Annotated in this window: 17 protein-coding genes; 11 read left to right on the forward strand and 6 right to left on the reverse strand. The window is 74.8% G+C overall.

Annotated features, from left to right (window positions below; genetic code table 11):
* Positions 1-34 precede the first annotated feature (34 nt).
* Positions 35-706: a GAP family protein gene (locus FB00_RS04670; protein ID WP_047231741.1), complete on the forward strand. Its 672-nt coding sequence runs from the start codon at positions 35-37 to the stop codon at positions 704-706.
* An 88-nt stretch (positions 707-794) separates the two neighbouring features.
* On the opposite strand, the gene FB00_RS04675 is transcribed toward FB00_RS04670, so the two are convergent.
* On the reverse strand, positions 795-2,063 hold the full coding sequence (locus FB00_RS04675; RefSeq protein ID WP_231581720.1) for an AI-2E family transporter: 1,269 nt from the start codon (positions 2,061-2,063) through the stop codon (positions 795-797).
* 149 nt (positions 2,064-2,212) lie between these two features.
* Here FB00_RS04675 and FB00_RS04680 point away from each other — a divergent pair, with 149 nt between their 5' ends.
* The 4 genes from FB00_RS04680 (at position 2,213) to FB00_RS04695 (ending at position 4,019) form a co-directional block, all read left to right on the forward strand.
* Positions 2,213-2,620: a DUF7144 family membrane protein gene (locus tag FB00_RS04680; protein ID WP_047231742.1), complete on the forward strand. Its 408-nt coding sequence runs from the start codon at positions 2,213-2,215 to the stop codon at positions 2,618-2,620.
* A 60-nt stretch (positions 2,621-2,680) separates the two neighbouring features.
* The gene (locus FB00_RS04685) at positions 2,681-3,112 is read left to right on the forward strand and encodes a DUF6325 family protein (protein ID WP_047231743.1); all 432 of its coding nucleotides are present in this window, start codon (positions 2,681-2,683) and stop codon (positions 3,110-3,112) included.
* Positions 3,113-3,174: 62 nt separating this feature from the next.
* On the forward strand, positions 3,175-3,522 hold the full coding sequence (locus FB00_RS04690) for an SHOCT domain-containing protein (RefSeq protein ID WP_047231744.1): 348 nt from the start codon (positions 3,175-3,177) through the stop codon (positions 3,520-3,522).
* Positions 3,523-3,536: 14 nt separating this feature from the next.
* Positions 3,537-4,019, forward strand: a complete 483-nt coding sequence (locus FB00_RS04695) for a DUF1269 domain-containing protein (RefSeq protein WP_047231745.1) — start codon at positions 3,537-3,539, stop codon at positions 4,017-4,019.
* Between the two features lie 20 nt (positions 4,020-4,039).
* Here FB00_RS04695 and FB00_RS04700 read toward each other — a convergent pair whose 3' ends face one another.
* Entirely contained in the window at positions 4,040-5,110 is a 1,071-nt protein-coding gene (locus FB00_RS04700) for a sigma-70 family RNA polymerase sigma factor (RefSeq protein ID WP_082140998.1), read from the reverse strand.
* A gap of 151 nt (positions 5,111-5,261) precedes the next feature.
* Positions 5,262-7,409 (reverse strand): SpoIIE family protein phosphatase, encoded by a 2,148-nt coding sequence (locus tag FB00_RS04705; protein WP_047231746.1) that lies wholly within the window; start codon positions 7,407-7,409, stop codon positions 5,262-5,264.
* A 165-nt stretch (positions 7,410-7,574) separates the two neighbouring features.
* On the opposite strand from FB00_RS04705, the gene FB00_RS04710 reads away from it, so the two are divergent.
* Positions 7,575-8,336, forward strand: coding sequence for a SigE family RNA polymerase sigma factor (locus tag FB00_RS04710; protein ID WP_331386737.1), 762 nt, complete (start codon positions 7,575-7,577; stop codon positions 8,334-8,336).
* Entirely contained in the window at positions 8,333-9,490 is a 1,158-nt protein-coding gene (locus FB00_RS04715; RefSeq protein ID WP_047231747.1) for a hypothetical protein, read from the forward strand. Before FB00_RS04710 ends, FB00_RS04715 begins: the two co-directional genes overlap by 4 nt.
* A 15-nt stretch (positions 9,491-9,505) precedes the next feature.
* On the opposite strand, the gene FB00_RS04720 is transcribed toward FB00_RS04715, so the two are convergent.
* The 3 genes from FB00_RS04720 to FB00_RS21925 all read right to left on the reverse strand — a co-directional run bounded on the left by FB00_RS04720 (position 9,506) and on the right by FB00_RS21925 (position 13,502).
* Positions 9,506-10,297: a 2,3-bisphosphoglycerate-dependent phosphoglycerate mutase gene (locus FB00_RS04720; RefSeq protein WP_047231748.1), complete on the reverse strand. Its 792-nt coding sequence runs from the start codon at positions 10,295-10,297 to the stop codon at positions 9,506-9,508.
* A 5-nt stretch (positions 10,298-10,302) separates the two neighbouring features.
* Positions 10,303-13,239 (reverse strand): helix-turn-helix transcriptional regulator, encoded by a 2,937-nt coding sequence (locus tag FB00_RS22960; RefSeq protein ID WP_269429992.1) that lies wholly within the window; start codon positions 13,237-13,239, stop codon positions 10,303-10,305.
* Between the two features lie 119 nt (positions 13,240-13,358).
* The gene (locus FB00_RS21925) at positions 13,359-13,502 is read right to left on the reverse strand and encodes a hypothetical protein (protein WP_156186302.1); all 144 of its coding nucleotides are present in this window, start codon (positions 13,500-13,502) and stop codon (positions 13,359-13,361) included.
* A gap of 237 nt (positions 13,503-13,739) precedes the next feature.
* Here FB00_RS21925 and FB00_RS04730 point away from each other — a divergent pair, with 237 nt between their 5' ends.
* The 4 genes from FB00_RS04730 to FB00_RS04745 all read left to right on the forward strand — a co-directional run bounded on the left by FB00_RS04730 (position 13,740) and on the right by FB00_RS04745 (position 16,929).
* Positions 13,740-15,002, forward strand: coding sequence for a GNAT family N-acetyltransferase (locus tag FB00_RS04730; protein WP_052877444.1), 1,263 nt, complete (start codon positions 13,740-13,742; stop codon positions 15,000-15,002).
* Between the two features lie 104 nt (positions 15,003-15,106).
* Positions 15,107-15,799, forward strand: a complete 693-nt coding sequence (locus tag FB00_RS04735) for a hypothetical protein (RefSeq protein WP_231581721.1) — start codon at positions 15,107-15,109, stop codon at positions 15,797-15,799.
* A gap of 7 nt (positions 15,800-15,806) precedes the next feature.
* Positions 15,807-16,196 carry a UBP-type zinc finger domain-containing protein gene (locus tag FB00_RS04740; RefSeq protein ID WP_231581722.1) on the forward strand — a complete coding sequence of 130 codons (390 nt, stop codon included), beginning with the start codon at positions 15,807-15,809 and terminating at the stop codon, positions 16,194-16,196.
* Between the two features lie 49 nt (positions 16,197-16,245).
* Positions 16,246-16,929, forward strand: coding sequence for a VIT1/CCC1 transporter family protein (locus FB00_RS04745; RefSeq protein WP_047231749.1), 684 nt, complete (start codon positions 16,246-16,248; stop codon positions 16,927-16,929).
* Positions 16,930-17,048: the final 119 nt, after the last annotated feature.

Consider the following 17,048-nt stretch of genomic DNA (forward strand, 5'->3'; position numbering starts at 1 on the left):
CCGTCCCGGGGCCGGACCACGAAGGAGGCCGCCCATGGGTGCGGCGATCGGTCAGTCCCTCCCCGTCGCGGTGGGTGTGCTCATCAGCCCCCTGCCGATCGTCGCGGTCGTGCTCATGCTCGTGAGCGGGCGGGCGAAGACGAACGCCTTCGCGTTCCTCGTCGGGTGGTTCGTCGCGGTCGGGGCGGTGACGCTGCTCGTCGCGACGCTGGCCGGGGCCGCCACGCCCGACGACGAGGGCCCGCCGCTGTGGGCGGCGATCCTCAAGATCGTCCTGGGCGTCCTGCTGCTCCTCCTCGCGGTCAAGCAGTGGCGCGGCCGTCCGCGCGCCGGGGTCGAGCCGCCGGCGCCGAAGTGGATGGCCGCGATCGACGCGTTCACGCCCGTGAAGGCCGCGGGGCTCGCGGTCCTGCTCGGCGCGGTCAACCCGAAGAACCTGCTCCTGGTCGTCTCGGGCGGGGCGGCGATCGCGTCGGCCGCCCCCGCGGACACGAACGCCCAGGTGGTCGCGTCCGTCGTGTTCGCGCTCGTCGCGAGCGTCGGCGTCGCGACGCCGGTCTTCATCTACCTGTTCATGGGGTCCCGCGCCGCCACGATGCTCGACGAGCTCAAGGCGTGGATGATCCACAACAACGCGGTCATCATGGCCGTCCTGCTGCTCGTCATCGGCGCCAAGATGCTCGGCGACGGCGTCGCGGCGCTCTGACCGCGTCCCGTCGAGCGGCGGCCGGATCGACCGACGTTCCTCGTCCCCACGACGTGTCGACCGCGGAGGACCGCGCGGGAGGCCCGTCTCAGTCGATGCCCTCGGCCCGCCGCTCGTCGACCGTGCGCTCGGCCTCCAGGGCGGCCTCGCGGTTCTTGCGACGGCGCCGGGCGGTGCCGCCGTCGCCGTCCCTCCGCTTGCCCCGGCCGTGCGGATGGTGTCCCTCGGAGCCGGGGTCGTGCAGCATGTGCGACTCGATGAGCTCGTGCCGCTGGAGGTACGTGTTCGCGACCGCCTGGATCGTCGCGGCGATGGGTAGCGCGAGGAAGGCGCCCAGCGCACCGAACACCGCGCCGAAGGCGAGCACGACGACGAAGCTCACCGCCGGGTTCATCTCCAGCGCGCGGGCGGAGACCTTGGGGGAGAAGTAGAGGTTCTCGAGCTGCTGGTACCCGATGATGAACGCGAGGACACCGAGCGCCTGCGGCAGCCCCTGCGACGTGAGCGCGACCGCGACCGGCAGCGCGCCGCCGATGTACGTGCCGATCGTCGGGACGAACTGCGAGACGACGCCGGTGAACACCGCGAGGGGGAGCGCGTAGGGCGTCTGGATGATGACCAGGAACACGAACGTGAAGACGCTCGACAGTGCGGCGAGGACGATGCGCGAGTTGATGAAGTCGGAGACCTTGACCTGCGTGATCTCCCAGAGCCGCAGGACCTCCTCCTGGCGGTTCGGCGTGAGCCAGCGGCACACGGCCGCGCGGAACTTGGGTCCCGCCGCGAGCAGGTAGTAGGTGACGAGCATGATCGTCAGCGAGGCGAAGATCCCGCCCACGATGGTCGTGGTGACGACGAGCGCGCCCGAGGCGACGTCGTCCCCGAAGTCGTTGATGACCTGCTTGATGAGGTCGTCCGAGTCCGGGATCACCACGTCGAAGCGGTCCGCGACGAAGTCCTGGACGCTCGCGTACAGGGCCGGGAGCGACTGGACGAGCTGGACGAGCTGCTGGACGAACAGGTTCCCGAAGAGCGCGAGGACGACGAGGATCGCGACGAGCGAGCCGAGCAGGGCCACGGCAGCCGCCGCGCCTCTGCGCCAGCCGTGCCGCACGAGCCACACGACGATGGGCTCCAGGGCGAGCGCGACGAAGAACGCGATGAGGATGTTGACCCCGAGCGCCTTGAGCTGGCCCAGCGCGTACCACGCGAAGATCCCGACGAAGACCGCGACCACGGCCATCGCGAGCGCGCGCGGGACCCAGCGCGGCGGGCGGCGGGAGTCGTGCTGGACGGGGCGCGTGCCGGCGTCCGGCACGTCCGACCACGGGTCCTCGGCGGAGGTCGGCGTCGTCATGCCCCGAACCTAGCGGCGTCGGTGTGGGGCGGCCCGGCGGGCGCGCCGTCGCTTCCGGATGCCGAACCTGGTGACCGGTGCCACGATCGACGCGCACGCTCGTCCGCTCGTCTCGCTCCGGCCACGGTCGGCTCTCCAGGAGGACTCGCATGGCACGCTCGTCGCAGGTCACGGCATGGGTCGGCTGGGTCTGGTTCGCGGGGATCGTCCTCGTGACGATCGGCTTCTTCAACGCGATCAGCGGGCTGGTCGCCGTCTTCTCCCCGAACAGCCTCGTCGGCGTCACGGACGCGGGCATCGTCGTCCTCGACGTCTCGACGTGGGGCTGGATCCACCTCGTCATCGGGGTGCTCCTGATCCTCACCGGCTTCGCCCTGCTCTCGGGCAAGGGCTGGGCGCGCATGGTCGCGATCGTCCTGGTCGTCCTCAACGCGATCGCCCAGTTCACGACGCTCCAGGTGACCCCGTGGTGGTCGCTGATCACCATCGTGCTCGACGTGTTCGTCCTGTGGGCGCTCGTGGTCCACGGCGACGAGGCCGAGCGCGCAGCGCGCTGACCCGTCCCGCGTCCCGGCTCTCGCATCCCCTCGTCCACCGCAGACTCAGGAGCACCGTCCATGGCAACGTCCACCTTCGGCCCGGTCGAGATCGTCGCGGTCGCCTTCCCGACGGACCGCATCCCCGCGGGGGTACAGGCCTCCGTCCTCGAGGTGCTCGCCGAGGGCACCGTCACGCTCCTCGACCTCGCGGTCGTCCGGCGCTCCGACGCCGGCGACGTCGAGGTCATCGAGGTGACCGACCTCGGCGACGAGCTGGAGATCACGGACGTCGAGCTCACGGGCGCCGGCCTCGCGGGCGAGGAGGATCTCGACGCCGTCGCCGCCGGGCTCGCGCCGGGCACGTCGGCCCTCGTCCTCGTCGTCGAGCACACGTGGGCCCGCGGCGTGATCGCCGCGACCAGCGCGGCCGACGGCGTCGTGCTGCTCAGCGAGCGCATCCCGGCCGAGGTCGTCAACGAGGTCGCCGACCTCGCGCTCGTCGAGGACTGAGCCGCCCGCCCACCGCTCGCCCGCCGGCGCACCCGACGCCGCCACCGAACGAGGAGAACCACATGCCCATCCGTCGCTTCGGCCGTCCCGGGCTCATCGGGACCGCCGCCCGCACCGCCGTCATCGCGGGCACCGCGTCCGCGACCGCGGGCGCCGTCCAGCGCCACCAGGCGAACCGTGCTCAGCAGTCGTGGGAGGCCCAGCAGGCCGAGGCCGCGCAGGAGCAGGCCCGCATCGAGGCGGCGGCCCAGCAGGCCGCCGCCCAGTACGCCCAGCCTGCGTCGGCCGCCCCCGCGGTGGCCCCGCAGGACGACCTGCTCGGCCAGCTCGAGCGGCTCGGTCAGCTCCACGCCTCGGGCGTGCTGAGCGACGCCGAGTTCGCCGCCGCCAAGGCCAAGCTGCTCGGCTGACAAGGAGAAGCGCCATGGCCACGTTCACCGTCTGGAAGTTCGACTCTCCCGAGGGCGCGGACACCGCGTCCCGCATCCTGCACGACTCCGCCTCGGAGCACGCGATCCGCATCATCGACACCGCCGTCGTCACCTGGCCCGAGGGCGCGGCCAAGCCGACGACGCGCCACGGCCACCAGGACGAGTGGCGCGGCACCGGCTGGGGCGCGTTCTGGGGCCTGCTGCTCGGCTCGCTCTTCTTCGCCCCCGTCCTGGGCGCGGCGGCCGGCGCCGCCATCGGCGCGTCGACGAAGGCGATGGCCGCCGTGGGGATCGACAAGGACCAGCTCGCCCGAATCCGCGAGGGCGTCACGCCGGGCTCGTCGGCGCTGTTCGTCGTGACCGAGGACGGCGACCTCGACCGCGTCGGCGAGCGGTTCCACGGCACCCACGGGAAGCTCGTCGCCACGAACCTCACGGAGGCGGAGCGGAGCACGCTCCTCGAGACGTTCGACTGACGTTCCGACCCCGCGCGCCCTCAGTCGTCGAGGCGCGCGGGGAGGCCGAACAGCGGAAACCACGAGGCCGTGTCGAGGAACGCGTTGATCGCCGTCACCCGCCCGCCCTCGGTCTCGATGACCTGGAGCGCCCACGGCTCGTGCCCGCCGCCTGCCGCTCGCCGGTACTGGCCGAACCCGATCGTGCCGTTCGCGGCCACCGGCACCATGCGCGACCCCTCGCACTCGTAGCCCGGTCCCGTCATCCAGGTGACGATGTCCGCGGTCCCCTTCATCCACAGCGGGTACGGCGGCATGGACAGCGTCGCGTCCTCGTGGAGGATCGCGACGAGCGCGTCCATGTCGTAGCGCTCGAACGCGTCGAGGTAGCGCTCGAGCAGCAGCCGCTCCTCGTCGCCGAGCCCGGCGTTCGACGCGACCGGTGCGGGCTCGGCGTCGTCCGTGAGACTCGAGCTGTCCCAGTGGGCCCGCGCCGCCATCGTCGCGCGTGCTCGCTGGAGCGCGCTGTTCACGGACGCGACGGACGTGTCGAGCAGCTCCGCGACCTCGCTGGCCTGCCAGCGCAGCACCTCGCGCAGCAGGAGCACCGCGCGCTGCTTGGGCGGCAGGAACTGGAGCGCGGCGACGAACGCGAGCCGGATGGTCTCGCGGCCCACCGCGACCTGCGCCGGGTCGCCGTCGTGCGGCAGCACCCGATCGTCCGGGACCGGCTCGACCCACGTCTCCTCGGGGAGCACCTGGCCCAGGTTCTCGACCTCCGGCGCCTGCGGTCCGCCGAGGCCCATGGGGCGCTCGCGCCGCTTGCGCGCGCCGAGCGCGTCGAAGCACACGTTCGTCGCGATGCGGTAGAGCCAGGAGCGCAGCGACGAGCGACCCTCGAACCGGTCGTACGAGCGCCACGCGCGCAGGAACGCCTCCTGCACGGCGTCCTCCGCCTCGAACGAGGAACCGAGCATGCGGTAGCAGTACCCCGTGAGCTCCCGCCGGTGGCCGGCGAGGACCGCGTCGAGGTCGTCGCGCGCGGGCAGGGGAGCGGGGGCGGTCGCGGCGGGTTCCGGGCGGAGGCTCGTGGGGGTGGCGAGGTCGGTCATGGTGCTGCCTCTCAGGACTCGATGGTCTCGACGTTCGCGAGGGGTGCCTGCGGGTGGACGCGAGATGCTGCGATCACGCGCACGGGACCAGGGGAGTGGTCCATCTCACACACGCTACCGCTGCCCTCCGACACGGCACAGGGGAGGGAGATCAGTCGTCGAGGTCGAGCTCGAACCACACGGTCTTGCCCGGGGCGCCGTCGAGGGCGTCGACGCCCCAGCGCGACGCGCAGCGCTCGAGGAACTGCACGCCCCGGCCGCCCGTCTCGTCCGGGCGGGGGGAGCGGAGCCGGGGGAGCACGGCCGAGCCGTCCCGCACCGCGACGCGCAGGACGCGGTGCCCCACCTCCAGCTCGGCCTCGACCGGGGCCGCGCCGTGCTGCACCGCGTTGGTCAGCACCTCGCTCGTGAGGAGCATGGCGATGCGGCGGACCGACGGGGCGACGTCGCAGCTCTCGAGGACGTCGTCCACCCAGCGGCGGGCGGGTCCGATCGCCGACGACACGTGCTCGACCTGCCGCGTCAGGACCGACGGCCGACCCGGGCCGGGTGGGCGCGCGACCGTGTGTCGCACGCGCAGCGCGAGGAGGGCGACGTCGTCGCGCTGGTCGGACACGAGCCGGCGCACGAGCGCGTCGGGGAGCGCGGACGTCGTGGTGGCCGTGTGCTCGGCGAGGGCGGCACGCACGGCGGCGAGCCGCTCCGCGTACGAGGTGCCGCGCCGCTCGACGAGGCCGTCGGTGTAGAGGAGGAGCGTGTCGCCGTGCGCGAGGTGGGCGCGGTGGTCGTGCCGCGTGGTCCCCGGCAGCACGCCGAGCATGAGGTCGGCGGGCGCGTCGAGGGTCTCCACGCTGCCGTCGGCGCGCAGCACGAGCGGAGCGGGGTGCCCGGCGTTGGACCACGTGACCTCGAACCCGTGCGGGGTGCGGTCGAGCCGCACGACCACCGCCGTCCCGCTGGAGTGCAGCGCGAGACCGCGGTTGGCCCGGTCCAGGAGCCGGAGCAGGACGGCGGGCGGCTCGTCCTGGCACCACGCGAACGTGCGCAGCATGGAGCGCAGCTGGCCCATCTGCGCCGCGGCCCGCATGTCGTGGCCGGTGACGTCGCCGATCATGAGGACGCACGCGTCGTCGTCGAGCACCACCGCGTCGTACCAGTCGCCGCCGACCTGGTCGGTGCGGGTCGCCGACGCGTAGGTCGCCGCCAGCTCCGCGTTGCGCACCGACGGGAGCTCGGTGAGCATCGCCGCCTGGAGCGTCGTCGCGACGCGGTGGCGCTCCTCCAGGAGCCGGACCCGGTCGAGCGCGTGCGCGACGTACGACGCGATCGCCGTCTTCGTCTGGACCGCGTCGTCGTCGAACTCGCGCGCCGCCTCCCAGGCCAGGGTGACGACGCCGAGCAGCCGTTCACCCGCGAGCACCGGCAGGAACGCGCGGGCCTCGACGTCGTCGGCCGCGATGAGGGCCGCGGCCTCGGGCAGCCGCGCGGCGTACTGGGCGTGGTCGTGGAAGAACAGGGGCTCGCGCGTGCGGGCGGCGATCGACGCGCCCCGCTCCGCGTCGACGCGCATCCGGCGGAACGATGCCGGGACGCCAGGCTCCAGGTGGTCCAGCGTCGTGTACTCGAGCCGGGTGCCGCTCGCGTCGAGCACGGCGAGGCCCGCGTAGCGCGCGCCGATCCCCGTGCCGACCGCCGAGAGCCGCTCGGCGACGTCGCGCACGGAGGTCGCGGCGGCGAACGACTCGGAGAGCTCCAGCAGGAGGCGGGACCGCCGGTTGGCCGCGAGCGCGACGCGCTGCATGCGCTTCGCCCGCGCCCGGGCGAGCCGGAGCCGCAGCTCGGAGGTGCACGCGGACGCGAGGTCGGCGAGGGTCGCGAGGTCCTCGTCGGACCAGGGGCGCGGCCGCCCGTCGAACGCGCACAGCGACCCGACGGCCTTGCCGTGCGGGTCGAAGATCGGGAAGCCGGCGTAGGACACGACGCCGATGTCGTCGACCGCGCGGAGCGAGGCGAGGTGCGGGACGACCCGTGCGTCCTCGACCACGAGCGGTCGCGCGTCGCTCGTGACGAACTGGCAGAACGTGTGGCTCAGGGGCGTGCGGCGCTCGGACTGGTACGGCTCGGGCAGACCGAGCGCGCCGGGCAGCACCGCCTCGTCGTCGAGGACCAGCGTGACCAGAGCCGACGGCACCCCCAGCTGCCGACGCACGAGGCGCGCGAACCGGTCGAACGACTCGTCCGCCACCGGCTCGGCGAGCCCCGCCTGCGCGAGCTCGTGGATCGCCTGGGCGTCGGTCATGGTCCAGTATCACCAGGACGAGGCCGGTCAAACAGTGCAAGCCGCGCCAGCCGGGCGCGGGGACGGGGTGAAATCGGGTAGAAGGGAACGTCGCGTGGGGATGCTGCGTGTACCGCTCGTGACACCACGACACGACGGCGGGCGCGGACCGCGAGGGGCGGCGACGTGACGGCGACAGGTTCGGCCGGCCCCGTCGGACGGACCGGGAGGCTCGAGCTGCTGCTCGACGTCGCAGCCGACCCTGACCGGGACGACGACCGGGACGGTGGGGCCGACGAGCCGGACGACTCGTCCGTGGTCGAGATCGACCTCGTCGCCCGGCGCACGCGCGACGAGGAGTTCTCCGCGTTCATGCGCGACGCCCGCGACCCCCTGCACCGCATGGCGTACCTGCTCTGCGGGGACCGGCACCGGGCCGAGGAGCTCACGCAGCACGCGCTCGAGCGGACGTACCGCGCGTGGACGCGGGCCCGCGACCGCGACCCGCTCGCCTACGCCCGCCGCGTGCTGGCCAACCTCCGCGTCGACACGTGGCGCCGCACGCGGCGGGAGGTGCTCGCCGGGCCCGACGAGCTCACGCAGGCGGAGGGTGTCCGACGACCGGGCCGTCCCGCCGCCGGGGACCGGACGGGCGACGTCGACGACCGCGACGCGGTCGTGCGGGCGCTCCTGACGCTCCCGATGAAGCAGCGCCGCGTCGTCGTGCTGCGGCACCTGCTCGACCTCAGCGAGAGCGAGGTCGCCGCCGAGCTCGGCATCCCGGTCGGCACCGTGAAGTCGACGGCCTCCCGGGGCCTCGCCCGTCTCCGGGAGCTGCTCGGCGCGCCCGACGGCGCCGCTCCCGGCCCGACCGCGCCGACGACCCCGACCTCCCCGACGACCCAGACCTCCCCGACCGCCCGGACCTCCGGAAGGACACCCCGATGAGCCCCGCGAACGGACGCCCGGCGCCCACCCCGCCCGAGGACGACTTCCTCGCCCGGCTGCGGCGCACGGCCGACGACGCCGTCCCGCCCTCGACGCTCGACCTCGACGTGGTCCTCCGGTCCAGCCGCCGCGGCGTGCAGCGGCGCCGGTCGCTCGCCGGCGTCGCGGGCGTCGTCGCGCTGGGGCTCGTCGGCACGGGCGTCGTGACGGCGGGCGGCCCGGACGGGCTCCGCGACCTCGCGCGCGAGGTCGTCACCGGGTCGCCCGGGTATGAGGTCGTCACGGCGGAGGCCACGCTCGTCGACGTCGCGCCGGGCGTCGTCGCGGTCTCCGAGCCCGCGACGTACCTGCGCGACGACGGCACGTACGTCCTCGACCTCGGCCTGCCCGCGTGGGACGGCGGCGACCGGTTCCTCGTGGAGGTCGGCGTCGTGAACGACCTGGGCCACCTCTCGACCGACGTCACGCTCCGTGCGGGCGACGACGGCGACCTCGCCGCGCTGCGCGCCGGGCGGTCCGCGGGCACGGTGATCGACGACGGCGGGCGTGCTGTCGTCGTCGACCCGGAGAGCGGCCGGACGATGGTGGTGGGCGTCGAGCCCGGCAACACCGTGGCCGGCGACCTGAAACAGACGTTCGTCGGTCTGACGGCGGACATCGCGGACGAGAGCGGCGGCCGGGCCACGTCGCTGGAGCTCCCCACCGCGCAGGTCGTCGACGGGCCGACCGTCGTCCTCGACGTGTACGCGGCCCTGCTGGACGCGGACGAGCAGAGCGCTGCCCAGGTACGAGGGGTCATGTCGTACGGCACCAACACGCAGTGGACCGTCACGTGCGAGGCTCTCCGGCCGGACGAGGCGGACGAGCTGGCGTGCGCGGTGCGGTACGACGACGCCACCGGGCTCGTGGAGGTCGACCGGGACTACCCCACGCCGGTGGACGACCCGGTGCTCGACATGCTGCGCGTGGAGGCGGTCGGCATCGACCTCCCCTCGGGCGACGTCGGGCTGTTCGACGCGTGCCTCGCGGGCCGTGGTGTGCCCGACGGCTCGACGACGCTCGACCTCAGACCGTGGAGCGAGGGGCCGCAGGGCGATGCCTGGCGGCGTTGCGCGCTCGACCTCCTGGAGCTGCCGACGTTCATGGAGCGGTGAGGGGCCACCGACTGGTCAGGTGCCCCCGCGGGCCCGGAGGTCCGTGATGGCGTGCTCGGCGCCGTGCGCGTCGAGATAGGTGCCGCCGCGGACCTCGGGGACGAGCGCGGCGTCCGGCCCCGCCGTGAAGCGGTGGACGAGCGGGTGCCCGGTGGGCACGTCGAGGTCCTGGACCTCCTCGGGCGTGAGGTCGTCCACGAGCACGGAGAGCGCGCGCAGCGAGTTGCCGTGCCCGACGACCAGGACCGCCTCGCCCCGGGAGAGCGCCGTGCGGGTCGCGGCCCAGAAGGGGCGCAGCCGCTCGACGACGTCGGCCAGCGACTCGGCGTCCGGGCGCAGGGCGGCGCGCGCGCCGTCGGGCAGGCGCAGCAGCGTGTCGTCGACGAGCGGGCGCGCGGGGTCGTCCGCCGCGAGCGGCGGCGGTCGGTGGAGGTACGAGCGGCGGTAGCGCCAGTAGGCCGCCTCGCCGTAGTCGCGGCGGACGACGTCGCGCGGCTTGTCCGTGAAGGCGCCGTAGTGGCGCTCGACGAGGCGCCACTCGACGGCGAGCGGGGGCGGGCCGGGCAGCGCGTCGGCGACGATCGCGGCCGTCGTCGAGGCGCGCACGAGCGGGGACGTCGTGACGCGGCGCGGAGCCAGCGCGGGCTCGCGCGCGACGGCGTCGGCGAGCAGCCGTGCCGCGCGCCCTGCCTCGGCGACCCCGACGTCGGAGAGCGGCACGTCCAGGAGACCGGTGAACCGGTCGCCCGCGTTGAACGTGCTCTGCCCGTGACGCACGAGCACGAGCGTGCCGGGCGAGGAACCCACGCGCGTCAGACCTCGAGCAGCCCGCGCTGGTGCGCGAGCGAGACGGCCTCGGCCCGCCCGGACGCGCCGAGCTTGGCCAGGACGTTGGACACGTGCACGCTCACCGTCTTCGCGGAGATGAACAGGCGCTCGCCGATCTGCCGGTTGGTCAGGCCCTGGGCCACGAGCAGCAGGACCTCCTCCTCACGCTCGGTGAGGACCGCCGTCGTGGACCGGCGGACCCCGGGCAGGTCGAGCCGGCCGCGGCGCCCGAGCGCGCGCACCGCGTCGGCGAGCGGGGCCGCACCCATCGCCTCGGCCTCCTCGAGCGCCTGCGCCGCCTCGATCTCGGCCGCGTTGCGGTCGCCCGCGCCGAGCAGGGACTGGGCCCAGCGGAAGCGTGAGCGCGCGACCTCGTACCGGTAGCCGTAGTCGAAGAGGCGTGTCGTCTCCTCCCACAGCGCCGGGTCGTCCTCGCCCGTGAGCCGCGAGTGCTCGGCCGCGGCACGCGCGAGCCAGGCGCGACCCTCGGGCCCGAGGCGACCGCCGCGCGGTCGGCCGCGCTCCGCCGTCGTGCGCGCCGCCTCCAGCAGCTCGTCGCCGCGCGCGACGAGCGCCGCGACCTGCCCGGCACCGGCCGCGCCCTGAAGACGTGCCGCCTCCGCGGCGTCGGCGAGCGCGGCGAGCGCGAGCGCCGAGATCCAGATGCGGCCCAGGAAGTAGTCGCTCCACGTGCGACCCAGGTGGTCCACGAGCTCGACGGCGAGCGCGACCGCCTCCTCGTCGCGCCCCGCCCACGTCAGGGCGTCGATCGAGCAGCCACCGGAGATGAGCGCGATCTGCCCGTCCCGGAACCAGTCCCGCCGCAGGGCCGTGCCGCGCGCGAGCGCGTCGGCGTCACCCCGCGCCACGGCCGCGTAGAGCTGCACGCAGGAGAGCTGCGGGGCCGACCCCTCCGGCATGGTCTCGCCCGTGGTCTCGGTGGGCGTGAGGTCACCGAGCACGTAGCGCACGAGGTCGCGGAACAGGCGCAGCTCCACGCCGTACGCGCTCCAGCCGAGCCCGGTCGCGCGCGCCCGGTCGAGGCCGTCGGCCGTCACCCGCAGCGCCTCGTCGATGCGACCCGCGTAGTAGCGGTTCGCCGCGATGTTGTACCAGCAGCGGAGCTCGGTGAGGATGTCGCCCGCCTCGACGGCGCGCTCCCGGGCCTGGGCGAGCAGCACCGCGGCCCGGTCGTCGTCCGCGACCTCGAGGATCGCCATCGTGGTGAGCACGTCGGCCTCGACGTCGGGGGCGTCGAGCCGGTGCGCGACGTCCAGGGCCTGCGCGGCGACCTCCGCGGCGAGCTCGTCGAGGTCGGCGTTCATCGCGGCGCGCGCCCGCATCGCGAGCGTCCACGCGCGGTCGAGCGACGGCGGCTCCTCCGGGAGCACGGCCAGCGCGGCCTCGGTGTGGGCGAGGGTCTCCTCGACCTCCTCCGTGCCGAGCAGGTAGCGGGACAGCACGTGGCGCAGCGACGCCTGGCGCATCGGGTCGCTCGCCGTGCCCTCGACGACCTTGCGGGCGAGCGCGACCGCGCGGTCCGGCTCGCCCGCGCGGCTCGCCGCCCCTGCCGCGGCGAGCGCGACGGTGACGCGGTCCTCGTTCAGGAGGGACGCGGCGTCGGGCACCGCCTGCCACAGCGCGAGCACCTGCTCGAGGTGCCGCAGCTCCTCCGCGGGCGCGAGCACGCGCGCGGCCTTGCGGGCGGCGGCGCGCGACGCCGTCAGAGCGGCCGGGAGGTCGTGCGCGGCGAGCGCGTGGTGCGCGCGCAGCGCGGGGGAGCCGAGCGCGGGGTCGTCGTCGAGCGCGGCGAGGTACGCGCGGTGCACGCCCACGCGCTCGCCCGGCAGCAGGTCGGACGCGACCGCCTCGGCGAGCAGCGCGTGACGGAACACGACCGTGTCGCGCGCGCCGTCGCCCTCGACCGCGAGGACGTGGTGCGCGATCGCCTCGCGCAGCGCCGCGTCGAACGAGCGCCCGGTGGCCGTCTCGCCGTCGGCGGCGTCCCGTGCGAGCGCGGCGCGCAGGAGCGGCTCGCTCACCTGCCGCCCGGACACCGACGCGACCCGGACGAGGTGCTGCACGGCCGGGTCGAGCACCTCGAGGCGGGCGCGCAGGACGTCCGCGAGGGACCAGGGCAGCTCGTCGTCGAGGCCCGACTCGACGAGCTCCTCGGCGAAGTACGCGTTGCCCTCGGAGCGCGTCCGGACGGACTCGAACGCGTCGGGCAGCAGGGGAGCGCCCGCGAGCGCGGTGGTGAACTCGCGCAGCTCGCCCTCGGTGAAGGGGGAGAGCTGCACGTGCTCGACGCGCGGGTGGCGCAGCAGCTCCGCGAGCACGGGGCGCAGAGGGTGGCGGCGGTGCAGGTCGTCCGCGCGGTAGCTCGCGACGACGAGCACGTGCTCCGCCCGCAGGCGCGCGACCACGAAGCGCAGGACGTCGCGGCTCGACGGGTCCGCCCAGTGCAGGTCCTCGACGACGAGCACGAGCGGGGCCTCGGCCGTCCCCGACGCGGCGAGCGCGGCCGCGACGCTCTCGAAGAGCTGGAGGCGTTCGCCCTGGCTCTGCTCGTCGTCCGCCGGCGTGCCGGCGTCGAGCAGGCGCGCGAGCGCGGGCCGTGCGGCCACGGTCTCGTCGACCGCGGGGTGCTGGCTGCGCAGCGTCGTCAGCGCCTCGGAGAAGGGGAGGTAGGGGAGGCCGACCTCGCCCAGGTCGACGCAGTGGCTCCAGACGACGGTCGCGCCGCTCCCGGCGGCCAGCTCGGCCGCGCGCGTGAGGAGGCGGGTCTTGCCGACCCCGGCGTCGGCGCCCACGAGCACCACCCCGGGCTCGCCCCGGCGCGCGCGCTCGACCGCCGCGGAGAGCGCGTCGAGCTCGGCGGCGCGGGCCACGAAGGGCGCGCGCGAGGAGGGGCGTGGCACGGCTCCCATCCTCGCAGCGTGCACCGACACGTGACCAGCGGATAGACCACGGGAGACCGCGCCGGACACGACGACGCCGCCGACGAGAGGGTTCTCGTCGACGGCGTCGGGCGGCGCGGTCACCGCGCCGGGCGGTCGTGGCGCTGACGGCGTCCCCGCCACCAGTGCAGCAGCGAGGGCTCGTCGTGCCGGAAGTCGTCACGCAGTCGCTGCGTGCGGTAGGTGAGATCCGCCTCGAAGGTCGGATCGAACTGTGCGCTCATGGTCGTCCCCGTCTCTGCAGGCACCCTGCCTGTCCGACACTCACGTTCGTCCTGAGCACCGGGCCGTCGCATCGGACGACCGCGCACGGTTCGGGGGAGGGTGCCTTAGGCGGTGCCCGCCCGGGACCCTGAGGCGTCTGAGGTGGGTCGTCGCGACTAAGGCACCCGGACCGCCCGTCGACGCTCGCGCCCGAAATCCGGTGGACGGCATCGACCCGTGGGGACTATCACCGGGGCATGACGACCCTCGCGCCCTCCTCGTTCGACGTCCGTCCGCTGAGGCAGGAGGACCGCGACCCGGCCCTGGACGTGGTGTGGCGGGCCTTCGGGTGGGGGTACCGGCAGGACACCGCCGACGACGTCTTCACCGGCCGGTCGATCGAGGCCGACCGCACGCTCGTCGCCGTCGACGGCCCGCGCAGCGAGGTCGTCGGGACCGCGAGCGCCTACTCGCTGCGGATGACGATGCCCGGCGGGGGTCTGCTGCCCGTCGCGGGAGTGTGGATGGTGACCGTCGCCCCGACGCACCGCCGTCGCGGGGTCATGACGGCGATGATGCGCCGCCAGCTCGTCGACCTCGCGGCCGGGGGCGAGGCCGTGGCCGCGCTCTGGGCGACGGAGGCGGGCGTGTACGGACGCTACGGCTACGGGATCGCGTCGTGGCGCCAGCCCATCGAGGTCGACCTCTCGCGCGCCGCGTTCACGCCGCACGCGCGGGACCTCGCGGCACGGTCGTCGGCCCGCCTGCACCTGAGGTCCCTGGACGACGCCCTGCCGCACCTGGCCGCCGTCCACGACGACCTGCTGGGCTCGCGGCCCGGGACGCTCGCGCGCGACGCGGACCGCTGGCATTTCCTCCTCGGTGGTGGCGACGGAAGGGCGCCGGCCGAGATCGTCGTCGCGGTCGGCCCCGACGGGCCCACCGGGTACGCGGCGTACCGGGTCCGCGAGGGGAAGCCCGGGCTGGTACCGGCAGGCGTCGTCGCCGTCCAGGAGGTGAGCGCCACGGACCCGGCCACCCACGCCCAGCTCTGGCGCTACCTGCTCGACCTCGACCTCACGAGCACGCTGACGTGCGAGTCGCGCCCCGTGCCGGACCCGCTGGCCCACCTGCTCGCCGACCACCGGCGGATGCACGCGCGCCTCGACGAGGCCCTGTGGGTCCGGGTCGTCGACGTCGAGCGCGCGCTGGCCGCGCGTGCCTTCGCCGCGCCCGTCGACGTCGTCCTCGAGGTCACCGACGACGTGGTCCCCGCCAACGCCGGGCGGTGGCACGTCGTCATCGGCGAGGCGGGCGGCACCGCCGTCGTGCGCCGGACCGACGCGCGGCCCGACCTCTCGCTGGAAGTCGGCGACCTGGGAGCGGCCCACCTGGGCGCCACGCCGCTGCACGTCCTCGCGCTGGCCGGGCGCGTCGTCGAGCACACGCCCGGCGCGGTCGCCGCCGCGTCGGCGGCCTGGTCGTGGTCACCGACCGCGCACACCGCGGAGATCTTCTGAGCCGTCCCGTCCGCCGGACGTGACCGGGGTCACTCCTCCCGTTGCCAACGGCCGGGGCCCGGCGCAGACTGGACGGAGGACCGGACCCGCCTGGGGGTGACCTCGTGACCGACACCTACGACATGCTGCCGATGCTGGGCCGTGGCAAGCACCGCAACCCGAAGAAGGGTGCGTGCTTCATGGAGCTCGCGTCCTACCTCGCTGGGGAGCGGTGGAGCGACCATCCACGGTGCACGCACCCGCTGCTCGCGATGCTCGCGCGCGCGGTGAACGACCTCACGGTCGACCCGGAGCGCCCCAAGCTCGCGCCGCTCATCCCGTCCGTCATCGGGCTGACGAGCGACGACCCGCACTGGGACGTGCGCATCGCGCTGCGCGCCGCGGTGGCCGCGCTGCCGATCGCCCCGGCGGACCGGCAGCAGACGCTCGCCGTCGCGATCATCGGGGCGGAGAAGATGCTCGACGTCCTCGACGACCGCCCGGCAGGCACGCTGAGCGCCGAGTCGGCGGACGCGCTCGCGAGCTGCCCGCGCACGGCGCGCTGGGCGCAGCGGTTCTGCGAGGGTGCACGGCTGCGGCCGAGCCGGTTCGTGCGCGACGCCGCGCCGAGCATCATCTCCGCGGCGGTGCAGGGCATCGCCGAGGCGTGCGTGCCGGACCCGGACGAGCGCCTGCGCGCGCTGCTCGCCGCGACGATCGACGACTGCCGGGCCTGGGACGACGCCGAGCCCGCACCGGCGCTCGACCCCGAGTCGTGGGCCCCCGTCGTGCGGCCCTCCGCCGTCGGGACCCGGTGAGCCGCCGGTGAGCGTCACGGGGGACGGGCTCGACGAGAGCCTGGGCGCGCAGCTCTGGGCCGCCGTCGACCCGGCGGTCCCGCCCAGCGGGACGGGCTGCGCCGAGTGCGACGCGGCCGGCGGGTGGTGGGTCCACCTGCGCCGCTGCGCGACGTGCGGCCACGTGGGGTGCTGCGACACGTCGCCGGCCCAGCACGCGACGGCGCACTTCCAGGAGACCGGTCACCGGCTCATGCGCTCGTTCGAGCCCGGCGAGGACTGGTACTGGGACTACGAGACGTCGCAGGTGCTCGACGGCCCGCACCTCGCCGCGCCGCTCTCGCGCCCGCCGGAGCAGGGCTCGCCCGCACCGGCCGACCGGGTGCCGTCCGACTGGACGTCCCTCATCCACCGCTGACCCCTGCCCGCTGCCCTGCCATCCGGGTCACCGGCGGAGGGAGGTCGGCGTGAGCGCCACGCTCCGGGAGCGCGTGCTCGCGCGGGTGCGCGAGACGTCGTGGGCGATCGACGCGAACGACGGCATCATCTCGACCGCGGGTCTGCTCCAGGGCTTCGCCGGCGCCGGCGCGGGCGACCGCCTGCTCCTGTTCGCGGCCGTGGCCGCGCTCATCGCCGGCGGGCTGAGCGCGGGCGGCGCGAAGTGGGCGGAGGTCGCGGCGGAGCGCGAGGAGCAGCTCCGCATCGCGGCGGACGAGCGCGCCGAGCTCGACGCCGACCCGCAGGCCGAGCTCGACGAGCTCACCGCGTACTGGGAGGGGCGTGGGCTGTCACCGGAGCTCGCGCGCGAGGTCGCCGTCCAGCTCAGCGAGCGGGACGCGCTCGGCGCCCAGCTCGACTCCGAGCACGGCCTCGAGGAGATCATGACGCGGTCGGCACCCGCGTACGGCGGGCTCGAGACCGCGCTCGCCTTCATGGTCGGCGCGGCGATCCCGCTCGCGATCACGTTCCTCGCACCGGTGGCGATCGAGACGAGCGCGATCCTCGTGGCGGTCGTGGTCTCGCTCGCGCTGACGTCGCTCGTCGCTGCGGGGGTGGGCCGGATCTCGGCCCTCCGGATGCTCGCGCGCACGCTCGTCGTCGGGCTCGGCACCATGGCGGCCAGCTATGTCGCGGGCCTCGTCTTCTTCTGACCACCGCCTCCCGACGATGTGGTGTGCTGTTACCTGTTGTTTTTTTCTGGTGGAAGTTGTTTGATTCTGGGGAGACGTCGTGCGGTGCGCCAAGGAGGGTGACCGCCGGACACGGGTGC

Origin of the sequence: Cellulosimicrobium funkei (assembly GCF_001019615.1) — a bacterium.
GTDB classification, from domain to species: domain Bacteria; phylum Actinomycetota; class Actinomycetes; order Actinomycetales; family Cellulomonadaceae; genus Cellulosimicrobium; species Cellulosimicrobium cellulans_E.

What these genes read in the sequence shown, in the direction of transcription:
- FB00_RS04680 (WP_047231742.1), top strand. Translation starts at nt 2,213, where the DNA reads ATGGCACGCTCGTCGCAGGTCACGGCATGGGTCGGCTGGGTCTGGTTC.
- FB00_RS04700 (WP_082140998.1), bottom strand. Translation starts at nt 5,110, where the DNA reads ATGACCGACCTCGCCACCCCCACGAGCCTCCGCCCGGAACCCGCCGCG.
- FB00_RS04730 (WP_052877444.1), top strand. Translation starts at nt 13,740, where the DNA reads ATGACGACCCTCGCGCCCTCCTCGTTCGACGTCCGTCCGCTGAGGCAG.
- FB00_RS04695 (WP_047231745.1), top strand. Translation starts at nt 3,537, where the DNA reads ATGGCCACGTTCACCGTCTGGAAGTTCGACTCTCCCGAGGGCGCGGAC.
- FB00_RS04675 (WP_231581720.1), bottom strand. Translation starts at nt 2,063, where the DNA reads ATGACGACGCCGACCTCCGCCGAGGACCCGTGGTCGGACGTGCCGGAC.
- FB00_RS21925 (WP_156186302.1), bottom strand. Translation starts at nt 13,502, where the DNA reads ATGAGCGCACAGTTCGATCCGACCTTCGAGGCGGATCTCACCTACCGC.
- FB00_RS04690 (WP_047231744.1), top strand. Translation starts at nt 3,175, where the DNA reads ATGCCCATCCGTCGCTTCGGCCGTCCCGGGCTCATCGGGACCGCCGCC.
- FB00_RS04705 (WP_047231746.1), bottom strand. Translation starts at nt 7,409, where the DNA reads ATGACCGACGCCCAGGCGATCCACGAGCTCGCGCAGGCGGGGCTCGCC.
- FB00_RS04670 (WP_047231741.1), top strand. Translation starts at nt 35, where the DNA reads ATGGGTGCGGCGATCGGTCAGTCCCTCCCCGTCGCGGTGGGTGTGCTC.
- FB00_RS04685 (WP_047231743.1), top strand. Translation starts at nt 2,681, where the DNA reads ATGGCAACGTCCACCTTCGGCCCGGTCGAGATCGTCGCGGTCGCCTTC.
- FB00_RS04715 (WP_047231747.1), top strand. Translation starts at nt 8,333, where the DNA reads ATGAGCCCCGCGAACGGACGCCCGGCGCCCACCCCGCCCGAGGACGAC.